The organism is Desulfurivibrio alkaliphilus AHT 2, assembly GCF_000092205.1.
GTDB lineage: Bacteria > Desulfobacterota > Desulfobulbia > Desulfobulbales > Desulfurivibrionaceae > Desulfurivibrio > Desulfurivibrio alkaliphilus.
The window spans coordinates 1604765-1629555 of the sequence record NC_014216.1; the positions used below are offsets into that span (position 1 = coordinate 1604765).

A 24791-nucleotide genomic window follows, 5' to 3' on the forward strand; every position below is an offset into this window, starting at 1 on the left:
TAAGATAATAAAATGAAAAACCCGGACCACCTGAACCACGAGCTGGAGCAGATCCAGCAGTTGCTGCAAGCCGTGCGGACCGCCGTCGAACCCCTGTCCCGCGACCGCCGCCTGAGCCAGTGGCAAAGGGTCAATTTCGACCGCCACGATCTGCTGTTCAAGGAGTACGGCCTGCGGGACAATTACAAGCAGGCCCGCAACCAGTTGGTGGTCGGCATCCGCACCATTCTCCATGAACTGGCCCGGCTGGAGAATGAGTACGGCGACCTGGCCATCGACATCCGCCGCCGAACCATCGCCCCCCAAGCGGCCAAAGCCGCCGCCACCAATATTCAGAAACAGGCCGAACTGCTTGAACCCCCGCTAAGGGAACTGGAAGCCGCCTGCCGGGTGCTGTTTAAAGGCCGGGAACAGCTTTTTCAGCTTTACTCTCTGGCCGGCCTGCTGCCTTACGCCAAAAAAAGCAGCCGGGTCGAGCCGGAGGAACTGGACCAGGGACTGCGTTTTTTCCTGTTTGTTACCCGCCAGGATGCCGCCGCCGGCACCCCGTCCCTGGCCCATTGCCTGGCCCGGGCCACGGCCCTGGAGCAGCAACTGAAGGCCCTGGAGTTTGCCGACCTGCCACCTTTGGCCGGCAACCTGCTTGAACAGCATCGCCTGGCCGGCCTCACCGCCGCCGACCGGCTCAAGGCCTATATTGAGCAATTTCGCCGCCGCCCGCCCCAGGAAATTAAAACCCTGGAGGAATTCCGTAATCAACTAAAAGAATTGCGACGCGGCGAAACGGTTACGTTATTGACCGAGCTGCCCCGGCTGAGCGCCCGCTACGGCACTATCCTTTTTGACCTGGCCTACCGGGCTCGAAATCAGCGGCAGATTGCCCTGATTCAACCCTTTCTGGACAAACTGGAATTGCTGCACAGCACCCTGGCTGGGCCACTGCCGGCTCTAACCAAAGAGCAGCTGGCCACCCCGGATTCCTCCCTTAACCCGGAACAGTTGGCCGCCGCCAAGGCCGCCGATTTTTTCATGGGCTTGCGCGGGGTCATGCTCTCTTTCAAATTGCTGCTGCGTTCCCTGAGCGGCCAGAAAGCCATCACCGCTTTGGAATTGCAGCGCAAAACAGTTGACACCCTCAAGCGCTGCCCCTCCCACCACACCCGCACCGAGGAGGAAAGGACCAGGCTCGAGCTTATTTTGCATGAAGCCCTGACCGACTACAGCAAGCCGTTTCCCTTCGATCTGCTGGCCACACATCTGCGCAAGTGTATCCTTACCTTCGGCCGGCGCCTGGAAAGGCTGGTCAACCAATTTCCCATCGGCAGGCAACCCGGCAACGGCGACAGTGGCGGCGATGACCACACTTTGGGCCTGCTGACCGCCAAGTTGGAAATCTGGGGCGAACGACTGGAGAACTGAGCCGCCCGGGTTATCATGCAAAGCCCTTGCCGCCCCGGTTTTTTTTCGGCATAATGGCCCGAACCGACGTGGCAACAAAACCAGCGAACATACATTCTCAACAAGGATTTACAATATGCGAAAGGCACAGGAAAACGATCAGGTAACCATCCAGTATGAAGGCCGGTTGGCCAGCGGCGAGGTGTTTGAGTCGTCCAGCAACACCGCTCCCATGACCTTCCGGATCGGCGAACAAATGATTCTGCCCTCTCTGGAGCGGGCCATCCTCGGCATGACCGCCGGTCAGACCCGTACCATCAGCATCCCCCCGGACGAAGGCTACGGGCCTCACCTTGATGAACTGGAAATCACGGTGAGGCGCGCCAGTTTCGGCGACCAGGAAATCAAGCCCGGCATGGTCCTGGCCATGAACATGGAACGCGACGGCCAGACCCACCGCCTGCCGGCCCTGGTTAAGGAAATTGAAGGCGAGCAGGTCCGGGTGGACTTCAACCATCCTCTGGCCGGGGAAGAGCTTTTTTACACCATCACCGTCCAGGAAGTAACCCCCGCCGAGGAGAAAGAGCAGTAAAGGCAGAAGGAGTGAGCCGTGCCACGCGACTTCCTTGACCACCACGGTAATTTCCTGGTGCTGGCCCACCACCCCTCCTACCGGGTGCGCAACCTCCGAGCCCACGACCAGCTGGAGGTTCTGGGCCGGGAGGCGGACAGCGACTGCGTCGTCGACAACCGGCGCAATTTCCCCCCCGGCGAGGTGGAGGTAGCCCGGGCCGACCCGGTTTACGAGATCCCCAACCCCTTGACCTTTCGCGGGGTCACCTATATCAACCGCCCCTGGGCCGAGGCCAGGGCCGCCGACCCTAACAGCATCCGCCTGCCCAAGCAGCCGGAAGTTTCCCTGGGACGAGACCTGACGGCTGCCTTGGCCGGCAAACAACCGGAGCTGCCGGCCAAGGAGCGGCTCATCGCCCTGCTGCCCCGCCCCCTGCAACTGACCCTGGCCGCCACCAGCACCGACCCCGACGACCTGACGGCCCTGGCCGCTTTGAGCTGCGACTTTGCCATGGGGCCGGAACAAACCCCGCAGGGCCTGCTTTTCCGGCCGGATGACCAACGCCCCCAGATCCATGACCACGACCTTTACGAAACGGTGGCCAACAACCCCCACCTGCCCAGTCATTACAAAAGAATCATGGTGCTGCGGCCCGGCGCCCAGGGCGGCAGCGAAATTGTCGGCGAGTACGGCGCCCCCGGCGCTGCCACTCACATTTATGAATATTTACGCCGCAACAGCTACATTCCCTGGGGGCACTATGCCGCCAACATGGCCGAGGACGCCATACGTTACCGTATTGCCGACCTGACCGCCGCCGACATGACCGGCCTGCGCCATCTTTATTACCAGCGGACTTATGTGCGCCTGGCGGAACTGCTCGACCTGCCGGCAAAGTGGCAACGCACCGGGCTTACCGGCGACGAGTTGGAAGAACTGCGCCTGCAGTTGCAAAAACGGCTGGCCGCCGACGGGGCCGACCGGCTGCCCTTCACCGGCACCCTTTGGGGCTGGAACTTCGGCTATGACTGCTCCGGCAGCGGCTATCGCCTCCATGCCTCCCACCAGCAGGTGCACCAGCAATACGCCCTGGTCCCGCCCCCACCGGCCTTTGCCGCCGGCGACCAGGTGGCGGCCTGCTGCCGGTCCTTTCGCAAACGTCACGGGCAAGGAATGTTTGCCGCCTACCTCAAGGCCCTGCGGCAAAACCGCCGTATTGACGGCCGCCGCCAGGCCCCGGCGGAGCTGATCATCCACGAAGATGAGCAGCTTATCCTGTTTGTCCCCAAGGCCCAGGCCTCCCAGTGGGAGCTGCAGATCATGACCAAAGCGGAAGTGGGCCATGTCCTGGAGGCCGACGCCGCCTGCCGCGCCGCCCTGGATCGCGCCCTGCTGCTGGCCCAGCAGATTCTCGCCGGCCTTGGCGCCACCATGGTAACCAGCATCGAGTACAGTAAACGGCTGGACGCCGCCGACCACGACCAGCGCCTGCTTTACGCCCTGCTGCCCAAGCTGCCCTATGCCATGGGTGCCTTTACCGAGGCCCAGCAACGCTTCATCTGCGGCCACTACCCGGAAGACTTTGCCGCCTGCTGCCGCAATGTCGCCGGCAAGCTCACCAAGGCGTAAAGGCAAGCGTCCGCCAGCCCGCACATAGTGTCATCTGCAAAGCCGGCCCAGCAAACCCAGAAAAGTTGACTTTTCATAATTTTTCCCGCAAAGTAGGCGCATGGAAAAATCTATCAACAAACGATCCAGCCAAGGTAAAAAAAATAATCCGACTGGCGGCCGCTGGCGGTTGCTGTTGCCTCTGCTGTGCCTCTGGTTCATCTTTTACCCTCAAACCCAGGCGACCGGCGCGGCAGCAGGCCACCTTACCTTGTGGGTGCACCCCTATTTACCGGCCACCGAGCTGGTCAACCGTTTCACCCCACTGGCCGAGTACCTGGCCGCCGGGCTGGATCGCCCGGTGGAAATCAGGGTGCCCCAGAATTATCAGACCCACGTGGAGGTGGTCGGTCGCAACCAGGCCGACCTGGCCTTCATGGGACCGGCGGGCTACGTTGCCATGCGCCGCCAGTACGGCGAAAAACCGCTACTGGCGGTGCTGGAGGAGAAGGGCTCAATCTTATTTCACGGCGTGATCATCGTCCGCCAGGATTCACTGCTGCACGAACTTGGCCAAGTCAAAGGACAATCTTTTGCCTTCGGCGACCCCCACTCCACCATGAGCTATCTGGTCCCCCGGGCCATGCTGGCCCGGGCCGGGGTGGAATTGGCCGACCTGGCCCGTTACGATTTTCTCAACTCCCACCACGACGTGGCCCTGGGGGTGCTGGGGGGCTATTTTGCCGCCGGCGGAGTCAAGGATGAGGTCTTCGATTACTACCAGCCCCGGGGGCTCAGGGCCCTGGCCGTCAGTCCGCCGATCCCCGACCACCTCTTTGCTACCCGCAGCAACCTGGACACCGGCACGGTTGAGCGGTTGCGGGAACTGCTGCTGGCCGTCAACGAGCACCCCGACCGGCAGCTCATATTGGGCAGCATCAAAGATGGCCTCACCGGCCTGCGGCCGGTTACGGCGGAAGATTACGATGAACTGGCCGCCCTGACCGAAGAATTCGACGATGACTGAACAACCGCCCACCTCTCAGCCGGAGCTGTTTTCCTATCGGCGGGTAATCGCCGGGATGCTGGCGGTACTGCTGCTGGTTCTGGGGCTGACCAACTACCTGCTGCTGCACCAGCAGCGCCAGGCTCAACTGGCCGAGGTGGAAACCCAGCTTAATTATCAACTGCAGGCCGCCGCCACCTTCATGACCGAGCCGCTGCTGAAATACCAGTTCGCCGACGTCGAGCAGTTCATGCAGCAATGGAGCGCCCACCACGAGGACGTGCTGCTCTTCGAGGCCCACACTCCCACCGGCCATCTCCTCAGCCGCTTTTCCCGGCAGTCGGAATCCCCCTTTGTCATCACCCGCCGCCACCCGGTAACCTACCAGGACCAAACCCTGCTGACCCTGACCTTAAGCAAGGATTACCGCCAGGCGGAAATAATTCTGCAAGAGATGCGCAACCGGCTGCTGCTTATCTCCTTAACCATTACCGCCGTGCTGGGCCTGATGCTCTGGCTGGTTTTCCGCCATCTGGCCCTTGCCCCTCTGGAACGGGAGATCAGCAAGCGCCGGCAGGCCGAGCAGGAGCTGAACGCCACCAACAAAGAACTGGATGCCTTCGCCTACTCAATCTCCCACGATCTGCGCGCCCCATTGCGAGGTATTGACGGTTTCAGCCAGGCCCTGCTAGAGGACTACCATGACCAACTCGACGACACCGGCCAGGACTATCTCCGGCGGGTCCGGGCCGGCTGTTCGCGGATGGGCCACCTCATCGACGACATGCTGCAACTCTCCCGGCTCTCCCGGGGTGAGATCAACTGGCGCCGGGTGGACCTGAGCGCCATGGCCATTGAAAGCATTGCCGAACTGCAGAAAAACGAAGCCCAGCGGCAGGTTGAGGTGGCCATCGAGCCCAACGTACAGGTCATTGGCGACCCGGTCCTGCTGCGGGCGGTATTGGACAACCTGCTGGGCAACGCCTGGAAGTTCACCGGCAAGACCGAACAGCCGGCAATCAGCTTCGGCACAGTGCAAAAGGATGGCCGCACCGCCTGCTTTATCCGGGATAACGGGGCCGGCTTCGACATGACTTATGCCGACAAGGTCTTCACCGCATTCCAGCGCCTGCACAGCCCCAAGGAGTTCGAAGGCACCGGCATCGGCCTGGCCACGGTACAGCGGATCATCCACCGCCACGGCGGCCTGATCTGGGTTGAGGCCGAAGAAGGTAAAGGGGCCGTTTTTTATTTTACCCTGGACCGGGGAACCCCTTAACAAGAAATGGAGCAAGCAATGAGTGACAAAATAATCCTGCTGGTGGAAGACAATCCCGACGATGAAGCCCTGACCATCCGGGCCCTCAAAAAAAACAACATCTTAAACGAGGTGGTGGTGGCCAGGGACGGGGCCGAGGCCTTGGACTACCTTTTCGGCCGCGGCGCGTTTGCCGGCCGTGATCCGGCCGTGCTGCCCGAACTGGTCCTGCTGGACATCAACCTGCCCAAGCTCAACGGCCTGGAGGTACTGGAAAAAATCCGGGCCGATCCGCGCACCGAGCTGCTGCCGGTGGTCATGCTCACCACCTCCAACGAGGAACAGGACCTGCTCAAAAGCTATCTTTTGCGGGCCAACAGCTTTATCCGCAAACCGGTGGATTTCACTCAGTTCAGCGAGGCCATTCGCCAACTCGGCGTCTACTGGCTGGTGCTGAATCAGGGACCACCCAAGAAACAGGGCTGAAAAGATGGAAAACAAGCTGCGGGTACTGCTGATCGAGGATTCCGACGACGATGCGGCCCTGATCATTCGCGCCCTCAAACAGGGCGGCTACGACCCCGAGCACCTGCGGGTGGATAACGCCATCGAACTGCAGCAGGCCCTGCCACAGAACTCCTGGGATCTGGCAATCTCAGACTACTCCATGCCCGGCTTCAACGGCCTGGAAGCCTTGGAGCTGGTTCGGGCCACCGCCCCCGAACTGCCCTTTATCCTGGTTTCCGGGGCGGTGGGCGAGGAAACCGCCACCGAGATCATGCGCCACGGGGCCCGGGATTATGTAATGAAAGACAAGCTGGCCCGGCTGGTCCCGGCGATCCAGCGTGAGTTGGCGGAGGTGGCGGAACGCCGGCGGCAGCGGGAGCGGGAAAAGTTGCTGCAGTCCCAGCTTAACCAGGCCCAGAAAATGGAGGCCATCGGCGCCCTGGCCGGTGGGGTGGCCCATGATTTCAACAATATTCTCACCGTCGTCAAGGGCTATGCCGAACTGGGGCTGCTGCGGCTTCAGGAAAGCCAGCCGGGCCACGAAGAATTTGCCGGTATCCTGGAAGCGGCCCAACGCTCCACCGACCTGACCCGGCAACTGCTGGCCTTTGCCCGCAAACAAACGGCCAACCCCATTGTCCTCGATCTCAACGAGACGGTCACCGGCATGCTGAAAATGCTTCGGCGGCTGATCGGGGAAGAGATTGAACTGGACTGGCAGCCGGCGGCCGACCTGTGGCCGGTGAAGATGGACCCCGGCCAGGTGGACCAGGTACTGGCCAACCTCTGCATCAACGCCCGGGACGCCATCAGCTATGAGGGCCGCATCAGTATCGCCACCGCCAACGTGGTGCTGAACGATCAATACTGCACCACCCACGCCAGCTGTCTGCCCGGCGAATATGTGCTGCTGACGGTCAGCGACAACGGGGCCGGCATGGACCGGGAAACCCAGACCCATATCTTTGAGCCTTTTTTCACCACCAAAGAAACCGGCAAAGGTACCGGCTTGGGGCTGGCCACGGTTTACGGGATCATCAAACAGAACCAGGGGTTTATCAATTTCTACAGCGAACCCGGGCAGGGCTCCACTTTCCGGATCTATCTGCCCTGTCACCGGGCGGCTGAACAAGAGACACCGCCCCCAGACAAGAGCCCGGAGACCTTAACCGGCGGCGGTGAAACCATTCTGCTGGTGGAGGATGATCCGACTATTTTAACGGTAACCACCAAGATCCTCCAGGAACTGGGCTACCGCATCCTCGCCGCCGCCACCCCCCGGGAGGCACTGACCCTGGCCCAACAGCAGCACGATCTACCGGACCTGCTGCTCAGCGACGTGGTAATGCCGGAAATCAACGGTCGGGAGTTGGCGGAAAAAATCCGCGCCAGCCGGCCGGACATCCGCTGCCTGTTCATGTCCGGCTACCCCGCCGAGGTCATCGCCCACAATGGAATGCTCGAAGAAGGGATCAACTTCCTGCAAAAGCCCTTTTCCATGCAGGACCTGGCCTCCAAAATCCGCATCGCCCTGGATGCCCCTTGAGTGCCGGGACAATTTACAAACGCCGCACTTTGAAGTAGATTGCCTTTCCTGTTGTTTTTTTCAAATTAACCATCTGCGCCATGGAACACTTATGAAACCAGGTTATTACGGAAACTGGGGCGGGGCCTTCGTGCCTGAGATCCTGCACGAAACCTTCCGCCAACTCAACGCCTTCTTTACCGAGGCCCAGGCCGACCCGGCCTTTTGGCGGCAGTATGTGGACCTGATGGGCAGCTACTCCTGCCGCCCCACCCCCCTCACCCTGGCCGAAAACCTCACCCGCCGCTTCGGCGGCGCCAGCATTTACATCAAGCGCGAGGATCTCAACCATACCGGGGCGCACAAGGCCAACAACGTCATGGGCCAGGGGCTGCTGGTGCAGCGCATGGGCAAACGCCGGGTGATCGCCGAAACCGGCGCCGGCCAGCACGGGGTGGCCACCGCCACCATGGCCGCCAAGTTCGGTTTTGAATGCACCATCTACATGGGCGAGGAAGATGTGCAGCGCCAGCGCCCCAACGTCTTCTGGATGGAGAAACTGGGCGCCACCGTAGTGCCGGTGACCTCGGGCAGCCGCACCCTGAAAGACGCCATCAACGAGGCCTTCCGCGACTGGGTGGCCAACATGGATTCCACCCACTACGTGATGGGCACGGTTTGCGGCCCCCACCCCTTTCCGGCCATGGTGGCCTGGTTTCAAAAAATCATCGGCGAGGAGGCCAAAGAGCAGATCCTGGCCGCCCACGGCCGCCTGCCGGCCCGGGTTTACGCCTGCGTGGGCGGCGGCTCCAACGCCATGGGCATCTTCCAGGGCTTTCTGGCCGACGAGGAGGTGGAACTGGTGGGGGTGGAGGCCGGCGGCGAAGGGTTGACCAGCGGCCGGCACGCCTCCCGGCTGGCGGCAATACCCACCACCGCCGATACCGACGGCATCCCCGATGCTACTCCCGGGGTGGCCCAGGGCTACAAGACCATGTTTTTACAGGACGACGACGGCCAGATGAAAGACACCCACTCGGTGGCCGCCGGCCTGGACTATATCGGGGTTTCGCCCATGCTGGCCGATCTCTGGGAGCGGGGCCGGGTCCGGATGACCGCCGCCACCGACACCGAGGTCATGGAGGCCCTGCAACTGGCCATGGCCAGCGAGGGTATCATCCCGGCCCTGGAATCAGCCCACGCCTTTGTCCAAGCCTTTAAAGAGGCCGGGGAGCTGTCGCCGGAAAGCGCCATTATCATCAACCAGTCGGGCCGGGGCGACAAGGATATCTTCACCATCGCCCACGCCTTCAAAGATCCTTCCTGGCGGGAGTTCATCCGCGCCAAAGGCGAGGAATACGGCAAGGAGCCGGTATCATGAGCCTCACTCAGCAAATCAGACAAGCCAAAGCGGACCGGGAAATCCTGCTGATGACCCACCTGGTGCTGGGTTACCCCTCCTTTGCGGTCAACCGCGAGGTGATCGCCCGAATGGTGGCGGCGGGGGTGGAGATCATCGAGCTGCAGATCCCCTTTTCCGAGCCGGTGGCCGACGGGCCGGTAATTCTCCGGGCCAACCAAGAGGCCATCGACCGCGGCGTCAGGGTACGGCAATGCCTGGAGTTTGCCGCCGAAATGACCGCCGAACACCAAATCCCCTTCCTCTTCATGACCTACTACAATATTTTGTTCAAGTACGGGGTGGAAGACTTTCTGGCCCAGGCCAGGAAGGTGGGCGTGCGGGGGCTGATCATCCCCGATCTGCCCCCCGAGGAGGGAGAAGAGTACCTGGCGGCCTGCCGCAAGCATGAGCTGGCCCCGATCCAGATCTTCGCCCCCACAAGCAGTGATGAGCGCATGGCCAAGCTGGCCGGTCACGGGGATGGGTTCATCTACTGCGTGGCCCGGCGGGGGGTCACCGGCGCCCAGACCAGCTTCGACCGGGAGTTCGACGATTACATCGCCCGCTGCCGCCGGGCCACCGACCTGCCTTTGGCGGTGGGATTTGGCATCAGCAACCGGGCCGACGTGGAGATGCTGAAAGGCAAGGCGGAGATCGCGGTGATCGGCTCGGCCACCATCCGCCTGGTGGAAGAACACGGCCCGGCGGCGGTGACCGAATTTATGGAGGGGTTGCGCTAAAAAATGTTCATATTATAAGCTGCCACCGCTGGCCAGCGGCCCGTTGAACTCCTCGGCCCTCCGCCCGGGGGCGATGATGCAGTTGCGGCCGATTTCCGCCCCGGCGGGAATCTGCGCCCCTTTGCCCACCAGGGTGATACCGCTGTACAGATGCTTGGGATGCTCCCGGTTGAGCTGTTTCTTCTCCCGCTTACCGCCGCAACCGACCACCGCCGCCGCTCCCACCGTGACTCGTTTGTCGAGAATGACCAGATCAAGCTCCGCCCCGGCGCCCACCCGGCAGTCGTGGAAGAGGATGGAGTCGCGCACCACCGCCCCGGCCTCCACCCGAACCCCGGGCGAGAGCACCGAGTTGATCACCGTCCCCTCGATAACACAGCCGGCGGACACCAGGGCATTCTGCACCCTGCCGGCCCCCACCAGGCGGGCCGGGCAACGATCGTAGGGCAGCCCCTCGGCCTCGGGGTTGGGCCTGATCCCCCAGGTTTGCGGGGCAATGGGCGAATCCGGCCGCAGCACATCCATATTGGCCTCCCAGTAGGCCTGAATGGTACCCACATCACGCCAGTAGCCCCGAAACGGGTAGGCATAAACCCAGTCTGCGGCAATGGCCCGGGGGATGATATCCATCCCGAAATCAGTATCGTCCCGGTAGGTCTCCAAGGTATTGAGCAGGTAATCGGTGTTGAGCACATAAATGCCCATGGAAGCCAGGTCGGTGCGTGGATGGGCCGGCTTTTCTTCCCACTCCAGCACCCGGCCGTCGGAATCGGTGATGGCGGTGCCGAACTGGTGGATCTGCTCTTTGGGCACCACCATGGTGGCCACCGTCATGTCGGCCCCCTTGCGCCGGTGCGCCTGCAGCAGGTCGTCGAGATCCATGCTGTAGATATGATCACCGGATAGAATGATCACCTCCGGGCTGGGGTGGGCCCTGATAAAATCGATATTCTGGCGTACCGCATCGGCGGTGCCCTTGTACCAGTCGGAATCGCGGGAGCCGGTGCGCGGCGGCAGGATCTTGACCCCGCGGGTGCGACCGGTAAGGTCCCAGGCGGCGCCATTGGCAAGGTGGCGCATCAGCGACAGCGGTTTGTATTGAGTCAGCACCCCCACCTGGGAAAAACCGGAGTTCATCACGTTGCTGAGGGAAAAATCGATGATCCGGTAAATGCCGGCAAAGGGCACCGCCGGCTTGGCCCGGCTCTGGACCAGGTTGTTAAGCCGGCTGCCGACCCCGCCGGCCAGCAGCAACACCAACGGTTCGTCCTTTTGTCGAATCACCGCACCACCTCCCCGTCGGCAATCCGGTTGCGGGCCATCTTTTCCGGTCCCAGGGCCGGATAAAGGGTGCAACCGGCACCGATCAGCATCCCCGCCGGGATCTGGTTATTCCAGCCGAGCACGGTAACTCCGGCTTCCAGATCGGACGCACCGGAACCGATCTGCACCTCATCGCCGACGGTGACATTGACATCACTCACCACCTTGTCAAGCTGGGCCCGGCGCCCCACCACGTTATCGAAAAAAAGCACCGAGTCGCGCACCACCGCCCCGGCTTTTACCTGCACCCCGGGAAAGAGGATGGAGTTTTCCACCGTTCCCTCCACCACGCAGCCGTTGTAGATCAGGCTGTTGCTCACCACCGCCTTGGCCCCCACCTTGAGCGGCTGGTAATCTCTGATGCCGCGATGATCGAGGTTGGTGCGCAAACCCCACTGATCCATGGGCAGGCGGGGAGATGGTCCCAGCAGGTCCATGCTGGTCTGCCAGTATTCTTCCACCGTCCGGGTATAACCCCAGTAACCGTGGAATTTGTAGCCGTAAATTTTCTTGTGGGCGATCATGGCCCTGGGCAGGATATCGCGGCCGAACTCAAAGGATTCATCCTCGCGGGCGTTGGCCTCCAGCAGTTCGTAAAGCACCTTGGGTTTGAAGCAGTAAACGGTCATGGAGGCCCAGGTAAACTCCGGCTTTTCCGGCTTCTCCCGGTACTGCAGCACCCGACCGCCGGTCTCGCCGTCTTCGTCGTCGATCTCCGCCACCCCGAAGCGATGCGCCTTGTCCCGCGGCACCTCAACGCAGGCCATGGTGCAATCGGCATCCTTTTGCCGGTGGTATTCGATGATTTTACGGTAATCCTGGTGATAGATGTGATCGCCGGAGATCACCAAAACGGTTTCCGGCTCATGAAACTGGATAAAATCAAGATTCTGGCGCACCGCATCGGCCGAGCCGCGGTACCAGCTGCTCTGACCGAAACCCTGGTAGGGGGGCAACACGTAAACCCCGCGATAACGGCCGACCATATCCCAGGAGGCACCGATCCCCAGGTGGTTGATCAGGGAGAAACTGCGGTACTGACTCAGCACCGCCACCAGCTCCAGGCCCGACTGCATCAGGTTGCTCAGGGCAAAGTCGATCACCCGGGCAAAGCCGCCGAACGGCACCGCGGACTTGGGCCGATGGGCGGTGAGCACGCTCAACTCATCCACCCGTCCGCCGGCCAGAATCACCGCCATCACCTCGGGCTTGAGTCTCCGCATCGCGCTCCTCCTTGTTGCACTGTTACATATGTTTGGTGGTCAGGCGGATCAGGGAGTTAGTGCTGATCTCGGCGGCCTCTTTTTCCATGTTTTTAAGCGGCACTTCCGCCCGGGCCGCCTCTCGGTGGCCGCCGGCGCTGCCGTTGCCGCCAAAAATCTTCTCCGCCAACCGGCCCGCATTCTTTTTGTAGCCGTCGCAGCGGAAAATTACCACCAGTTTATCGTGGTGGATGCCGGAAACAAAAACCCAGGCCGCTTCATGGACCTGCTTTAAGAAGTCGGCAATCAGCACCAGAATATCGGGGCTGGGCACCTTGCCCACATGGGCGTACAGCCGCTGCTTGCTGAGCTTCATCTCGTTCAAGGCGGTGCGGAAGTAGTTAAGCTCCGAACGCCGCAGGGATGAGAGTTCGATCTTGCGCACCAGGTTCAGGTTGGCCAGGTTGAAGAGATAGCGAAAGGAAATGGCGTCGGAGAGGGTGACCCGCTTTTCAAAATTCTGGGTATCAACCTTGATGGCGTAAAACAGGGCGGTGGCCAGTGCCACCGAGGGCCGGGCATTGGCGGCCCGCAGGTACTCCACCATCATCGAAGCGGTGGCCCCGTATTCCTTGCGGATATCGACGAAGGTGGCCAGCCACCCCTTGGTGGCGGGGTGGTGATCGATGACCACATCAAAATCGATATTCTCAAAGCTGGGCAAGTGGCTGGGCTGGGAGTCCAGCATTACCTTCTTGGAGTAATCCGCTAGCTTGACCGTATGCAACCGCTCGGCGGGGATTTTCAACAAATCCAGCATCACCAGATTGTTGAGCCGGCGGATTTCGTTGGGATAGGCGATGGTGACGTTTTTCACCCGGTGCCGCAGCAGCCGTTTAACGGCAAAGGCGCTGGCCAGGGCGTCGGGGTCGGCATTGATCACCACCAGGACGTTGTCTTCCTTGTCGAACACGCCCCAGAACTCCTGCAGGCGGTCCTTGGCCGTTTTTTTGGAATTACGCTTGCGGTTGGGGTTGGGGCCAAGCCGGGGGTTAGCCTGCTTTCTGGCAACGGAACCATTATTCTTCATGGCCCGACCTATACCATATTCCCCCGGCTCCGGGCAAGCGGCAAGACACGTAAGCGAACAGCCGCACCGCATCTTCGGGCGATCAGCCAGGCTTACGTACAGGGGGTACGCTGCGCCTGGCTGCTTGCCCGAACCTGCGGCACTGCTGTTCGCTTACGGCCCGTTATGCCTGTAGGTTAGTACCTCTGGTGAACGGTTACCTCCGCCGGGCTTACTGCATCTGGTGCAGGCTGGCATAAACCCCGTTCTGGGCCAGCAGGCTATGGTGGTCTCCCTGCTCGACAATCTGCCCGTCCTGCATCACGATCACCCGGTCGGCATTTTTAATGGTCGACAGGCGGTGGGCGATGACAAAGGTGGTGCGCCGGGCCATGAGATTTTCCAGGGCTTTCTGCACTTCCCGTTCGGCTTCGGTGTCCAGGGCCGAGGTGGCTTCATCGAGGATCAGGATCGGGGCGTCTTTGAGCAGCGCCCGGGCAATGGCCAGCCGCTGCCGCTGCCCCCCGGACAGCCGGGCTCCTCCCTCCCCGATCAGGGTATCCAATCCCTCGGGCAGGGCCATGATGAAATCGTAGGCATGGGCCGCCCGGACGGCATCAAGAATTTCCTCTTCAGAACGATCAAGGTCGCCGTAAACGATATTGTTCCGCACCGTATCGTTGAACAGGATGGTCTGCTGCTCCACAATGGCGATCTGGTCGCGCAGGGAGTCTATGGTCACCTGGCGCAGATCTTGACCGTCAATCAGGATTTGCCCGCCGGTAACATCGAAAAAACGGGGGATCAGGTTGACCAGGGTGGTCTTCCCGCCACCGCTGGGGCCGACGATGGCCAGCACCTGCCCCGCCGGCACCTGGAGGTTAATCTCCTGCAGCACCGGTTTTTTGCCGTCGTAACTAAAAGAAACATCGCAAAATTCAATGCGCTCCCGAAAGGGGGGCAAAACCTTGGCGCCGGGGGCATCGGTGATGGCCGGCTTGATATCCAGCAGATCAAACACCCGCACCGAAGCCGCCAGCCCCTTCATGATGGTGCTGTTTAAGCCGCTCAATTTTTTTACCGGCTCATAGGCCATGAGCAACGCCGCCAGGAAAGCGAAAAAGGTGCCGGGGGTGGATTGGCCGTCCAGCACCTTGTAGCCGCTGTACCAGATAATCCCGGCCAGGGCCAGCCCGCCCAGCATCTCCATCACCGGGTGCTGCAGACTGCGCATCTGGATATCCCGCACGATGATCTTGTTGAGCTTTTCCACCAGTTTGCCAAAGCGCCGCTTCTCATACTCCTCCATGCCAAACGCCTTGACGATCCGCTGCCCGCCGATGGTTTCGTGCAGGGCCCGGGAAATCAGGGCCACGGTCTGCTGGTTGACGGTACTGTTGCGCCGGAATTTTTTACCGAAATGATAGATCACCCCCGCCGAAATCGGCAGCAGCACCAGGGTTACCAGCGACAACTGCCAGTCCAGGTAAAAAGCAACCCCGACCAGGAATACCACCATCACCATCTCTTTCAACACCCCGACCAGGGCCTTGGATACCGCCCCCTGGATCAGGTTGACATCGGAAATCACCCGGGAAATCAATTCACCGGTGGGAGTACGGAGAAAAAAGGACATGGGCTGGGCATGAATATGGGCGAAAATTTGCTTGCGCAGGTCTCGGATCACCCGCTGCCCGGCGGTGTCCAGCAGATAGTGGTAGGCATAGTACATCACGCCCTTGCCCAGAAAGATCAGGACCAGGGCAAGGGGCAGCACCGCCAGCAAAGCCCGGTCATGCTCGAAAAAGATCCGGTCCAGCACCGGCTTGACCATGTAGGCTTGGGCGGCGCTGAAGGCGGCCACCAGAACCATGCAGACCATGGCCAGGGCCAGCCGGCCACGATAGGGGTGAATCCAACGATAAATCCGGAGTAACAGTTCTTTGTTATTCATATTTTATTTTTTTGTTTTGGGTGATTTGTTAACGTAACTGACCACAGGGGCCACGGGGTAAGCGGTCACAGGGTGCCGCGCAATCGGGGACAGTTTTCAAAACTGTCCCCTCCGCAAGCCGGGCCGATCGCCGCTTTCGGCGGCGATCGGTGATCGCTTACGCTTGGGCGGCTATTCCGGCACCACCACCGAGGGAAAGAGACCGCGATCGGTGTGCGGAATAAAGCGTGAACCTGAGAAGCGGATCATAAATTCGTGATTGACGTTCAGTTCGATATAGGTGATTTTCCGGGCAACAGCGGCAATGCGCCGCCGCACCCCGGCTTCCAGCAGGTAACGGCAGGCCCCGGCCAAAGAGCTGTTGCCCACCGGCCGGTAGGTGTCAAGGGGCAGGTCGGGGATCATCCCCAGCACCACCGCCTGGCGCGGGTTGATATGGCGCCCGAAGGCCCCGGCCACATAAATACAGGCAAGGGCCGTGAAGGGCAGCCCCACCTTTTCCATTAAAGTGCCCAAGATGGCATACATGGCGGCCTTGGAGCGCATCAGGGCATCCAGGTCCACCTGACTCACCGTCACCGCCTCGCCTCCGGCCGCCTCCTCGGGGAAGGCCACCACGAAGGCAAGACCGTCGGGTCCGGTCAATTGCCGGCCCCCCATCCTTTCCGGCCTGAATTTACCACGGATGTCAATAATTCCCGCCATAAAAAGTTCGGCCATCAGATCGATCATCCCCGAGCCGCAGATTCCCCGGGGCCGAGGCGGCTCGGAGCCGCGCTCCGGCCCGTTGGCCGGAAATTCCCCCTCCTTGCCTGGCCTCTCCGCGGCCGGTGGCTCACCAATCACCTGATACGACAACTCGCCGGTGGTCGGCTCAATCTTTACCCGCTCGATCACCCCCGCCCCGGCCCGCATCCCCATTTTGGCCACTCCTCCCTCCAGGGCCGGGCCGGCGGCCCCGGCACAGGCCACCAGCCAATCCCGGCACCCCACCACCACCTCGGCATTGGTGCCGACATCGATGAGCATGGCCGGCTCCTCGGCCTGGTCCAGATCACAGGCCACAATCCCGGCCAACAGGTCGCCGCCGAAATAACTGCCCACCCCCGGCAACAGGTGCACCGGCGCCGCCGGGTGCAGCGCCAGCCCCAGCTCCGCCGCCGCCGCCGGCCCCGGGGCGTTGACCACCGGAATATATGGTTCCCGGCAGAGGTGATAGGGGTTCAGCTGCAGAAAAAAATGCCCCATGACGGTGTTGCCGGCCAAGCTCAGGGCCCGAATCTGCTCACTTTTCATCCCGATTTGGGCGGCCAGTTCGGTCGCCAGCACGTTGACGTCGGCAATCACCGCCCGGTGGAGTTCGACCAGGCCACTCAACCGCTCTCCCTGGCCCGCCGCCTGAATGCGACTTAGAATGTCGGCCCCGTAGGCGATCTGGCTGTTGGCCCGGTTGCCCCTGGCCAACTCGGCGCCACTGAGCAGATCCAGCAGCACCGCCTCCAAATGGGTGGTGCCAAGGTCCAGGGCCAGGGCCGGCAGGCAGGCGGGCGGGGCGGGCAGGAAATCAACCAGCTCAAAATCGGGCGCCGCCCCTTCATCGACCGGCAAACCTGCCGGCGGAGGAATTTCGTGGAGCACCGCCGTACCCTTGAAACCACACCCCCGGAAATCCGCCGCCACCGCCGCCAGACAACGGTACGGCACCCGCAGGCCGCCGCCGCCCCATTCCGGATGCCCCGTCACCGCCCTTTGCAGGCGATCCAGGTCACCGGTATTGTCGTCCAGGCTGGGGGGAGGGGCGGCCAAAGAGAGTATTCTAACCAGTGCGCTCATCGGTATATCAGGTTATAATATTTTTTTGTTTATAATCGCCCTAGTGATCTTGGCACGATACAACATGCGGCGGGAAAACGCCAATCGCCCCAAAAGCAACCTTGAAGGGACGCAATATAACATCATGACCCAACTTATTGCCATTGCCACCGGCGGCGCCCTGGGTGCCATGCTTCGCCACCTGGTCTTTATTTTTACCCAGCGCCCGGGAGGCCCCCTGTTCCCTGTCGGCACCTTGACCGCCAACCTGCTGGGCTGCCTGGCCATCGGCCTGCTCTGGTATTTTCTTGAAGGCAGTCGTCTGACCCACGAATGGCGCCTCTTTTTGTTCACCGGCCTGCTGGGCGGCTTTACCACCTTTTCCACGTTTGCCCGGGAAACCCTCGACCTGATCCGGGTCGGCGAATGGAAAATCGCCGCGGCCTACGTCATGATCAGCAACACGCTGGGCATCCTCCTGGCCGTGGCCGGGATGATGCTGGCCCGCCGCCTGCACCATGGATTATGAGGCAGGGCAACGTCAAAGTCGCCTGGCAACTGGACGGGGGCCGCGAAACCCGGTAGCGACGGGTTCGCCCGCCGCCGGGCACATGGACGTGCAGGAGGCGGCGGGCGCCTCGGAGGCGGGCATGGATGCCCGCCGAGCTTAGTCTGTTTTTGTCGGCAGAACTGCCGACAATGAGTCGCTACCGGGTTTCGCGGCCCCCACCCCGGTGCAACAACCAATGACTTTGACGGGTTCCTGGATCATGAGGTAAGCGATCAGTTACCGCTAATAAGTTGGTACCCATGGTGAACGCTTACGTTTAGTCAACGGCTTCATTTATGAAAAAAATTCCACTGCTGCTTTATACCTATTTGCTCACCGAAATGCTGGCCCCTTTTTTTGCCGCACTGTTGGTGATCAACGCCATTCTTTTCCTGGGCCGGCTGATTCCGCTGCTGGACGAGATTTTTGCCCTGGGGCTGGGGCTGGGTGATTTTGCTCGGATCTGCCTTTACATGTCTCCCCGGCTGCTGCTCTTCTCCCTGCCCATGGCCTGCATGATGGGGGTAATCATCGCCTTTACCCGGATGAATGGCGATTATGAGATCATGGCCCTGAAAGCCAGCGGCATCGGGCTTTACCGCATGCTGCCCCCGGTGCTACTGCTGGGGGCTGTCACCGCCCTGCTCACCTTGGTTACCGCCACGGTGCTGATCCCCAAAAGCACCATCGCCACCAACCAGCTTTTCTGGCACCTGGCCAAAACCAAGGTGGAACAGGGCGTGCGACCAAACACCTTCAGCGAGGGACTGCCGCAGGTGGTGCTTTATGTAGAGGAGGTAACCCCCGACAACGCCTGGCGAGGGGTCTACCTGTCCGACTTGCGCGATCCCGACCACCCGGTGACGGTCATGGCCCCAGACGGTCAGCTTCAGGCCGATACCGCCGGCAGCCGGATCATGCTGACCCTGCACGACGGCACCATGCATCGAGCCGTCCAGGAGAAAACCCAGACCATCCATTTCGGCCGCTACCACCTGGAAATCCCCCTGACCCCACCCGCCGCCTTTGCCGATCGCACCGGCAGACACGGCATGACCCAGGACGAACTACGGCAAACCGCCGCCAAGCTGGGCCCGGAACACTCCCGCTATAAAACCTACCTGATCGAATACCATCAGCGGCTGGTGCTGCCGGCCGGCGCCTTTATCCTGGCCATGCTGGGGATAACCCTGACCCTGCTCAGCCGCACCCCCCACCAGGCCCTGGGCGTGCCGCTGGGCCTGCTTTCCTTCATTGCTTATTACGTTCTGCTCACCGCCGCCAAGACCCTGGCGGAAGGAGGCCAGCTGCCCCTGGGCCCGGCCATGTGGCTGCCCAACCTGGTGTTCGCCATCTTTACCGTTTACCTGACCAGAAAAACCGCTTTGGAGTTGGGCAACCCCTGGCTGGAACGGACCCTGGAAGCAGGTTCCAACCTGCTGCAGCGCCTGCGCCCGACGAACCGCCCGGCGAACCAAAGGAGACCGGCATGATCATGCTGCTGGACCGCTATCTCTTTTGGCAGTTTACCCGCAACCTGGCCCTGGTGCTGGGCGGCCTGGTGGCCATCTATCTGCTGATCGACTTTTTTGAACGGGTGGACAGCTTTCTTGATGCCGGCCTGGGCATCGGCACCGCGATCACCTATTTGCTGCTCAAGATCCCCCTGATCTTTGAACAGTTGATCCCCGTCTGCCTGCTGCTGGCCGGGATCATCACCCTGGGGGTGCTCAATCGCCACAACGAACTGATGGCTCTTAAGTCCGGGGGGTTGAGTGTGCGCCGGATTATTCGCCCCCTGCTGCTGGCGGCCCTGTTCTTCAGCGGCCTGGCCTTGGCCGCCGGCCAGTGGTTGCTGCCCCCGACCCTGGCGGAAACCAACCGGCTCTGGTACGAGGAGGTGCGCCAGCAGACCCCCGAGGGCATTGAGCGCAACGGTCGCATCTACTACCGGGGGGCCAAGGGGATTTACTCCTTTGCCCAACCCGATGACCCCGCCTCCGGGTTGCCGGATTTTTCTTTTACCGCCTGGAACGAGGAGTACCAGTTGGCCAGGCTGCTTACGGCGGCCATAGCTCACTGGGAAGCTGGCCGCTGGACCCTGCTTGACGGTCAGCTTAAGGTTCTGACCGCCGATGACCAGTACCGAACCACCATCTTCAACGAAATGACCATTGAACTGCCGGAACGCCCGGAAGATTTTTTCCTGCCCCCCTACGCCCTGGCCGAACGCCCCTTAAGCGAACTGCTGGCCCGGGCCCTGGCCCCGGAGGACAGCCCCCGGCGGTATGAAGCAAGGCTTGAGTTGCAGCAAAAAATCTCTTATATCTTCCTGGGCCTGCCCCTGCTGCTGGTGGGCATTCCACTGCTGCTGGCCATGCACCGGGGCCGGGGCCGCGACCTGGCCCTGGCCGTGCCCGCCAGTTGCATCATGGCCTTCGCCGTCTGGGGCCTGTGGAGCATCTGCCAGGCCCTGGCCAGTGCCGGGCACCTCTCACCGGCTCTGGCGGCCTGGTTGGTGCACCTGCTGGCCGGCTCCCTGGGCTTTTACTTTATCCTGCGCCAAGACACTTAACCTATGTGTAAGCGAACAGCCGCACCGCATCTTCGGGCGATCAGCCAGGCTTACGTACAGGGGGTACGTTGCGCCTGGCTGCTTGCCCGAACCTGCGGCACGGCTGTTCGCTTACGGCCCGTTAGATCGACAGTTTAGCACCCCTGGTGAACGGTTACACTTATGTCGCTCCATCGTTTTCACAACAACTTGCCGAACTCCAAGCCGCCAATCGAGGCAAATCAGGTTGACTGGGCAAAGATCAAAAAGGCCGGTATTGTAGGGGTACCGCCCCGCAGCCTGATTACCCGGTTAAACCGGCAGCAGGTGACGATTTACGACCTTGACGAACCCCTGGTGGCGGCCAACCCGGAAGCCGCCGAACTGCTGCCCGGGGTATATTGCGCCATCCTGCGCACCGTTTGTGCCAATGCCCGGCAATTGCCGCTGGATGCCGTCTTCATCGACACCGGCGCCGGCAAGTGCGACGGCGCCCGCTATACCGCCCGGCTGCTGGCCGCCGAACTGACCATCCCGGTGGTGGCCTGCGACAACCAGGACCGGCAACCGCTGGGTAATCCTCTCTGCCGCAGCGCCCTGCCCCTGCCGGAAAAGATGCAACGCATCACCGCCGGGGTCAAACTGGCCCAGCCTCCGGCCTCGGCCCCACCCTCTTGCCCGCCCCGGGCCGGCTTCTGGGGGGTGCCGCCGCGGGATTTTTCCCTGCTGGAGCTGTTTCCCGCCCAGACCCACATTTACGGCTGGACCCGCTGCATGGAAAATAAGACCCCTGCCGACCACGACCTGGAAAGCCATTTTAACCCGGAAATCCCCACCGTCTTTTACGCCCAGAGCTTCTGCCCCAAAACCGCTCTGGCCCGTTTTCTGGCCGCCCGCCATCCCATGGCCCTTTACCTGGACGCCGACCAGTTGGGAGGGGGCAGCGCCCGGGCTAAAATCCAGGCCTTTTTTGAACTAACCGGAGCAGCATCATGATTCTGGGCGATTTCGGCACCTCTTACAGCAAGATTTTGGACCTTGGACAAGCCGCCACCCAGCCCCGCATTATCGCCACCCGGGAGTTGCCCGGAGATTTCCGGGTGGACCTGGCCACCGGCCATAACGCCCGCCGCTTCGGGCACCTTCAGGTCAACGAACTGACCGCGCTGGCCCGGGGCGGCGAGGCCCTGATTGGCGAGGCGGACTTCCTGTTGCTGGACTGCGGCAGCCGGGACATCAAGTTCGTCCGCTACCGGCAAGGCAAGCTGGCCGACATGGGCTGGAACGCTGAATGCGGCGCCTCCATGGGCTTTACCATCGAGCTGCTGGAGCGTTACTACCAACTGGACTGCCGGACCATGCCGCTGCCCGAGCGCAGCTTTCCGGTGACCTGCGGCGTTCTGGGGCTTAGTGAGATCTTCGACGCGGTGGTCAACGGGGTGCCCGAGGCCGAGGCGGTGGCCCGCCTGATCCGGGGAATCGCCCGCAACTCCTGGCGCTTTGCCGGGGAGCCGGACAAGATCTATCTTTCCGGCGGCCTGTGCGAAAACCCGGTTTTTGTCGGCAGTTTTCCCTGCCCGGTGGTGCCATTGGGCCGCTTCGTACTCCTGGAAGGGATGCGGCAAAAACTCGGCCAAGCCCCCGCCGGTCAACCCAGCCGGGCCAGCCAGGCCAGCCGGACACCGGAAAAAATTGAAGGCGGTGTCCAATGAGCACGACCAACGCCCAGCAGCGGCCATATTGCTTCCACTGCCGCCACTTCTATATTACCCACGAACAGGCCACCCCTTACGGTTGCCGGGCCATGGGTTTCAAGTCGGCCCAGAACCCGGCCCTGGTGGTGTTCAGCAACTCCGGCATACACTGCCAGCTATTCAGCCCCAAGTCGTAATCGTGCAGCAGCACCGCACCTTGCGGCGATCGGCCCGGCTTGCGTACCTGGGGTACGCGGCGCCGAACCGCTTGCCGCAATCTGCGGCACTGCTGCACGATTACGGTGTTGTGACTAAATTTAAATTTGAAATTAGAATTGGCTTATGTCCATGCAAACTTCTGCCACCACTACCCCCCAATGGCCCCGCTGGCAGCGGCTGCTGGCCGCCTCCATTACCTGTCCGCAAGCGCTGGCCGACCGCTTCGGGCTTGACCCGGCGCCGCTGAAAGCGGTAACTGCGCGCTACCCGCTGCGGATCAACCCCTATTACCTGAGCCTGATTAACCAGCCGGGGGATCCCATCTGGCGGCAGGCGGTGCCGGATGTTCGGGAGTTGGAGGATACCGTCTGCCCGGCCGACCCCCTGGGAGAAGAAGATTACAGCCCGGTTCCCGGCCTGGTCCACAAATACCGGGACCGGGCCCTGCTGCTGGTCACCGGCCAGTGCGCCATGTACTGCCGTTTTTGCACCCGCAAACGCAAGGTGGGCACCAGGGAGATGGCGGCCGCTGGCTCGGCGGCGCAACTGGATGCGGCCCTGGCTTATCTTGAACAAACCCCCGCCATCCACGACGTCCTGATCTCCGGCGGCGATCCGCTGCTGCTGCCCGATGGCCGGCTGATACCGCTGCTCACCCGGCTGCGGCGCATTCGGCACCTGGAAATAATCCGCCTGGGCAGCCGGGTGCCCTGTACCCTGCCCCAGCGGGTTACGCTGAAACTGGCGGCGGCGCTGAAAAAGTTTCACCCCCTTTTTATCAACACCCACTTCAACCACCCCCGGGAGATCACCCCGGAGGCGGCCCGGGCCTGCCAACGACTGGCCGACGCCGGTATCCCTTTGGGTAACCAGACGGTGTTGCTCAAGGGCGTCAACGACGATGCCGCCACCATCCGGGAATTGATGCGCGGGTTACTGAAAATCCGGGTTAAGCCCTACTACCTGTTCCAGGGCGATTTAAGCCGGGGCACCGACCACTTCCGCACCCCGGTGGAACAGGGCCTGGCCATTATGCGGGAGCTGATTGGCCACACCTCGGGCCTGGCCACCCCCACCTTCGCCCTGGATGCCCCCGAAGGCCGGGGCAAAATTCCACTGACCCCGGACTACCTGCAAAGCCTGGGCGACAAGCTGATCTTCACCAACTACCAGGGCCTGCCCTGCCAGTATCCCAACCCCCGGTAATCGTCACTTAACACCCCGTTATTGCAACCAGTTACCACCCTTGGTGAACGGCGGTCGACTGTTTTTTTTTGCTTGGCCGTAGCTTGCGGCAATGCTATGCTGACGGATTATGAATACCGATTCAGTTTCAGGTGCCGGCCACAAACTGCTGGTGGCCATCGACGGCTCCATCCACAGCCGCAACGCCCTGCACTATCTGGCGGGGCTGTTTGCCGCCCGGCCGGAGGTGCATTTCAAGCTCTTCAGCCTGGTGCCCGGGGTACACCTGCCGCCGGGCAGCGAGTGGCTCAGCGAGGCGGAGCGAGTCAACATGCTGAGCCCCACCGCCCGGCAAAAGCTGGTGAGCCACAAGGGCTTCCTGCACCAGGCCGCCGGTTTTCTGGCCGCTAAAGGGGTGGCCCCGGAGAGGATTGAGGAAGAAGTAAAGATCAGTGGCGGCAACCTGGCCGCCGATATCGCCGCCGAGGCCCGGCGGGGGATGTTCGACGCCCTGGTGGTGGGCCGCCGGGGGATGACCAAGCTGGAAGAGCTGTTGCTGGGTGGGGTGTCGGTCAGTCTGCTGGAAAAATGCCACGACATTCCCCAATGGATCATCGATGGTAAAATCGACTCCCACCGCTTCCTGGTGCCGGTGGATGGCAGTCCTTACGCCCTGTTGGCAGTGGACCACCTGGCCTTCATGCTCCATGAGCACCCCACGGCGGAAATCACCCTTTTTCACTCCACCGCCATTCTGGCCGAACGCCCCCAAAGCTGGCCCGAGGACTGTTACCGGCGCTGGGGCCGGGAATGGTGCACTATGCACCTGGAACAGGCGGATAATATCTTTCATGCCCCCCGCCGGATCCTCAGCGAGGCCGGCTTCCCCGCCCAGCGCATCCATGAGCTGGAGACCAGCAAGGGCTTCGAGCCCAGCCGCCAGATCGTCCGCCAGGCCCTGATCGACGGCTACGGCACCATCGTCCTGGGCCGCCGCGGCGCCGAGGCCAAAAAAGGGTTGTTCCGCGGGGTTTCCGACCGCGTTTTGCTGATGGCCGAACAGGTGGCGGTCTGGGTGGTTGGTTAGTGACGCTTAACCGTTCACCAGGGGTGCTAACCTGCCGGTTTAACGGGCTGTAATCGTTCAGCCGTGCCGCAGGTTTGGTCTTGCAGACAGGCGCAGCGTACCCCCTGTACGTAAGCCTGGCTGA

At 61.8% G+C, this 24791-nt stretch carries 22 protein-coding genes; 17 read left to right on the plus strand and 5 right to left on the minus strand.

What is annotated here, in order from left to right; all coding sequences use genetic code 11:
• Positions 1–12: 12 nt before the first annotated feature.
• The 9 genes from DAAHT2_RS06950 (at position 13) to trpA (ending at position 10018) form a co-directional block, all read left to right on the plus strand.
• On the plus strand, positions 13–1419 hold the full coding sequence (locus tag DAAHT2_RS06950; RefSeq protein WP_013163581.1) for a hypothetical protein: 1407 nt from the start codon (positions 13–15) through the stop codon (positions 1417–1419).
• Between the two features lie 115 nt (positions 1420–1534).
• Complete coding sequence (locus tag DAAHT2_RS06955; protein WP_013163582.1) at positions 1535–1990, plus strand: FKBP-type peptidyl-prolyl cis-trans isomerase; 456 nt, start codon at positions 1535–1537, stop codon at positions 1988–1990.
• Between the two features lie 18 nt (positions 1991–2008).
• On the plus strand, positions 2009–3601 hold the full coding sequence (locus DAAHT2_RS06960; protein ID WP_013163583.1) for a hypothetical protein: 1593 nt from the start codon (positions 2009–2011) through the stop codon (positions 3599–3601).
• Positions 3602–3701: 100 nt separating this feature from the next.
• On the plus strand, positions 3702–4607 hold the full coding sequence (phnD, locus tag DAAHT2_RS06965) for a phosphate/phosphite/phosphonate ABC transporter substrate-binding protein (RefSeq protein ID WP_013163584.1): 906 nt from the start codon (positions 3702–3704) through the stop codon (positions 4605–4607).
• Positions 4600–5865 carry a sensor histidine kinase gene (locus tag DAAHT2_RS06970; protein ID WP_013163585.1) on the plus strand — a complete coding sequence of 422 codons (1266 nt, stop codon included), beginning with the start codon at positions 4600–4602 and terminating at the stop codon, positions 5863–5865. The genes phnD and DAAHT2_RS06970 overlap by 8 nt, the downstream gene beginning before the upstream one ends.
• A gap of 18 nt (positions 5866–5883) precedes the next feature.
• Entirely contained in the window at positions 5884–6330 is a 447-nt protein-coding gene (locus tag DAAHT2_RS06975; RefSeq protein ID WP_013163586.1) for a response regulator, read from the plus strand.
• 4 nt (positions 6331–6334) lie between these two features.
• A complete protein-coding gene (locus DAAHT2_RS06980; RefSeq protein ID WP_013163587.1) occupies positions 6335–7897 on the plus strand; it encodes a hybrid sensor histidine kinase/response regulator in 1563 nt (520 codons plus the stop codon).
• A 91-nt stretch (positions 7898–7988) separates the two neighbouring features.
• On the plus strand, positions 7989–9257 hold the full coding sequence (gene trpB, locus DAAHT2_RS06985; RefSeq protein ID WP_013163588.1) for a tryptophan synthase subunit beta: 1269 nt from the start codon (positions 7989–7991) through the stop codon (positions 9255–9257).
• Positions 9254–10018 carry a tryptophan synthase subunit alpha gene (gene trpA / locus DAAHT2_RS06990; RefSeq protein ID WP_013163589.1) on the plus strand — a complete coding sequence of 255 codons (765 nt, stop codon included), beginning with the start codon at positions 9254–9256 and terminating at the stop codon, positions 10016–10018. The genes trpB and trpA overlap by 4 nt, the downstream gene beginning before the upstream one ends.
• A gap of 12 nt (positions 10019–10030) precedes the next feature.
• Here the strand turns inward: trpA and DAAHT2_RS06995 are convergent, their stop codons facing one another.
• The 5 genes from DAAHT2_RS06995 to DAAHT2_RS07015 all read right to left on the minus strand — a co-directional run bounded on the left by DAAHT2_RS06995 (position 10031) and on the right by DAAHT2_RS07015 (position 17399).
• Positions 10031–11302: a glucose-1-phosphate adenylyltransferase family protein gene (locus tag DAAHT2_RS06995; protein ID WP_013163590.1), complete on the minus strand. Its 1272-nt coding sequence runs from the start codon at positions 11300–11302 to the stop codon at positions 10031–10033.
• Positions 11299–12564 (minus strand): glucose-1-phosphate adenylyltransferase family protein, encoded by a 1266-nt coding sequence (locus DAAHT2_RS07000; protein WP_013163591.1) that lies wholly within the window; start codon positions 12562–12564, stop codon positions 11299–11301. Before DAAHT2_RS07000 ends, DAAHT2_RS06995 begins: the two co-directional genes overlap by 4 nt.
• A 22-nt stretch (positions 12565–12586) precedes the next feature.
• Positions 12587–13633 (minus strand): DHH family phosphoesterase, encoded by a 1047-nt coding sequence (locus tag DAAHT2_RS07005; RefSeq protein ID WP_013163592.1) that lies wholly within the window; start codon positions 13631–13633, stop codon positions 12587–12589.
• A 211-nt stretch (positions 13634–13844) separates the two neighbouring features.
• On the minus strand, positions 13845–15566 hold the full coding sequence (gene msbA, locus DAAHT2_RS07010; protein ID WP_013163593.1) for a lipid A export permease/ATP-binding protein MsbA: 1722 nt from the start codon (positions 15564–15566) through the stop codon (positions 13845–13847).
• A gap of 171 nt (positions 15567–15737) precedes the next feature.
• Positions 15738–17399: an ASKHA domain-containing protein gene (locus DAAHT2_RS07015; protein WP_013163594.1), complete on the minus strand. Its 1662-nt coding sequence runs from the start codon at positions 17397–17399 to the stop codon at positions 15738–15740.
• A 124-nt stretch (positions 17400–17523) separates the two neighbouring features.
• Between DAAHT2_RS07015 and crcB the strand changes: the two genes are divergently transcribed.
• From crcB to DAAHT2_RS07055, 8 genes are all read left to right on the plus strand, one after another.
• The gene (gene crcB, locus DAAHT2_RS07020; protein ID WP_041719463.1) at positions 17524–17907 is read left to right on the plus strand and encodes a fluoride efflux transporter CrcB; all 384 of its coding nucleotides are present in this window, start codon (positions 17524–17526) and stop codon (positions 17905–17907) included.
• 317 nt (positions 17908–18224) lie between these two features.
• Positions 18225–19421, plus strand: a complete 1197-nt coding sequence (locus tag DAAHT2_RS07025; protein WP_013163596.1) for an LptF/LptG family permease — start codon at positions 18225–18227, stop codon at positions 19419–19421.
• On the plus strand, positions 19418–20503 hold the full coding sequence (locus DAAHT2_RS07030) for an LptF/LptG family permease (RefSeq protein WP_013163597.1): 1086 nt from the start codon (positions 19418–19420) through the stop codon (positions 20501–20503). The genes DAAHT2_RS07025 and DAAHT2_RS07030 overlap by 4 nt, the downstream gene beginning before the upstream one ends.
• A 162-nt stretch (positions 20504–20665) precedes the next feature.
• Positions 20666–21478 carry a hypothetical protein gene (locus DAAHT2_RS07035; RefSeq protein ID WP_013163598.1) on the plus strand — a complete coding sequence of 271 codons (813 nt, stop codon included), beginning with the start codon at positions 20666–20668 and terminating at the stop codon, positions 21476–21478.
• Positions 21475–22194: an ATPase gene (locus tag DAAHT2_RS07040; RefSeq protein ID WP_013163599.1), complete on the plus strand. Its 720-nt coding sequence runs from the start codon at positions 21475–21477 to the stop codon at positions 22192–22194. Before DAAHT2_RS07035 ends, DAAHT2_RS07040 begins: the two co-directional genes overlap by 4 nt.
• Positions 22191–22373: a hypothetical protein gene (locus DAAHT2_RS07045; protein ID WP_013163600.1), complete on the plus strand. Its 183-nt coding sequence runs from the start codon at positions 22191–22193 to the stop codon at positions 22371–22373. Before DAAHT2_RS07040 ends, DAAHT2_RS07045 begins: the two co-directional genes overlap by 4 nt.
• A 145-nt stretch (positions 22374–22518) precedes the next feature.
• Positions 22519–23601 (plus strand): KamA family radical SAM protein, encoded by a 1083-nt coding sequence (locus DAAHT2_RS07050; protein WP_013163601.1) that lies wholly within the window; start codon positions 22519–22521, stop codon positions 23599–23601.
• 109 nt (positions 23602–23710) lie between these two features.
• Entirely contained in the window at positions 23711–24667 is a 957-nt protein-coding gene (locus DAAHT2_RS07055; RefSeq protein ID WP_013163602.1) for a universal stress protein, read from the plus strand.
• The last annotated feature ends 124 nt before the right edge of the window (positions 24668–24791 follow it).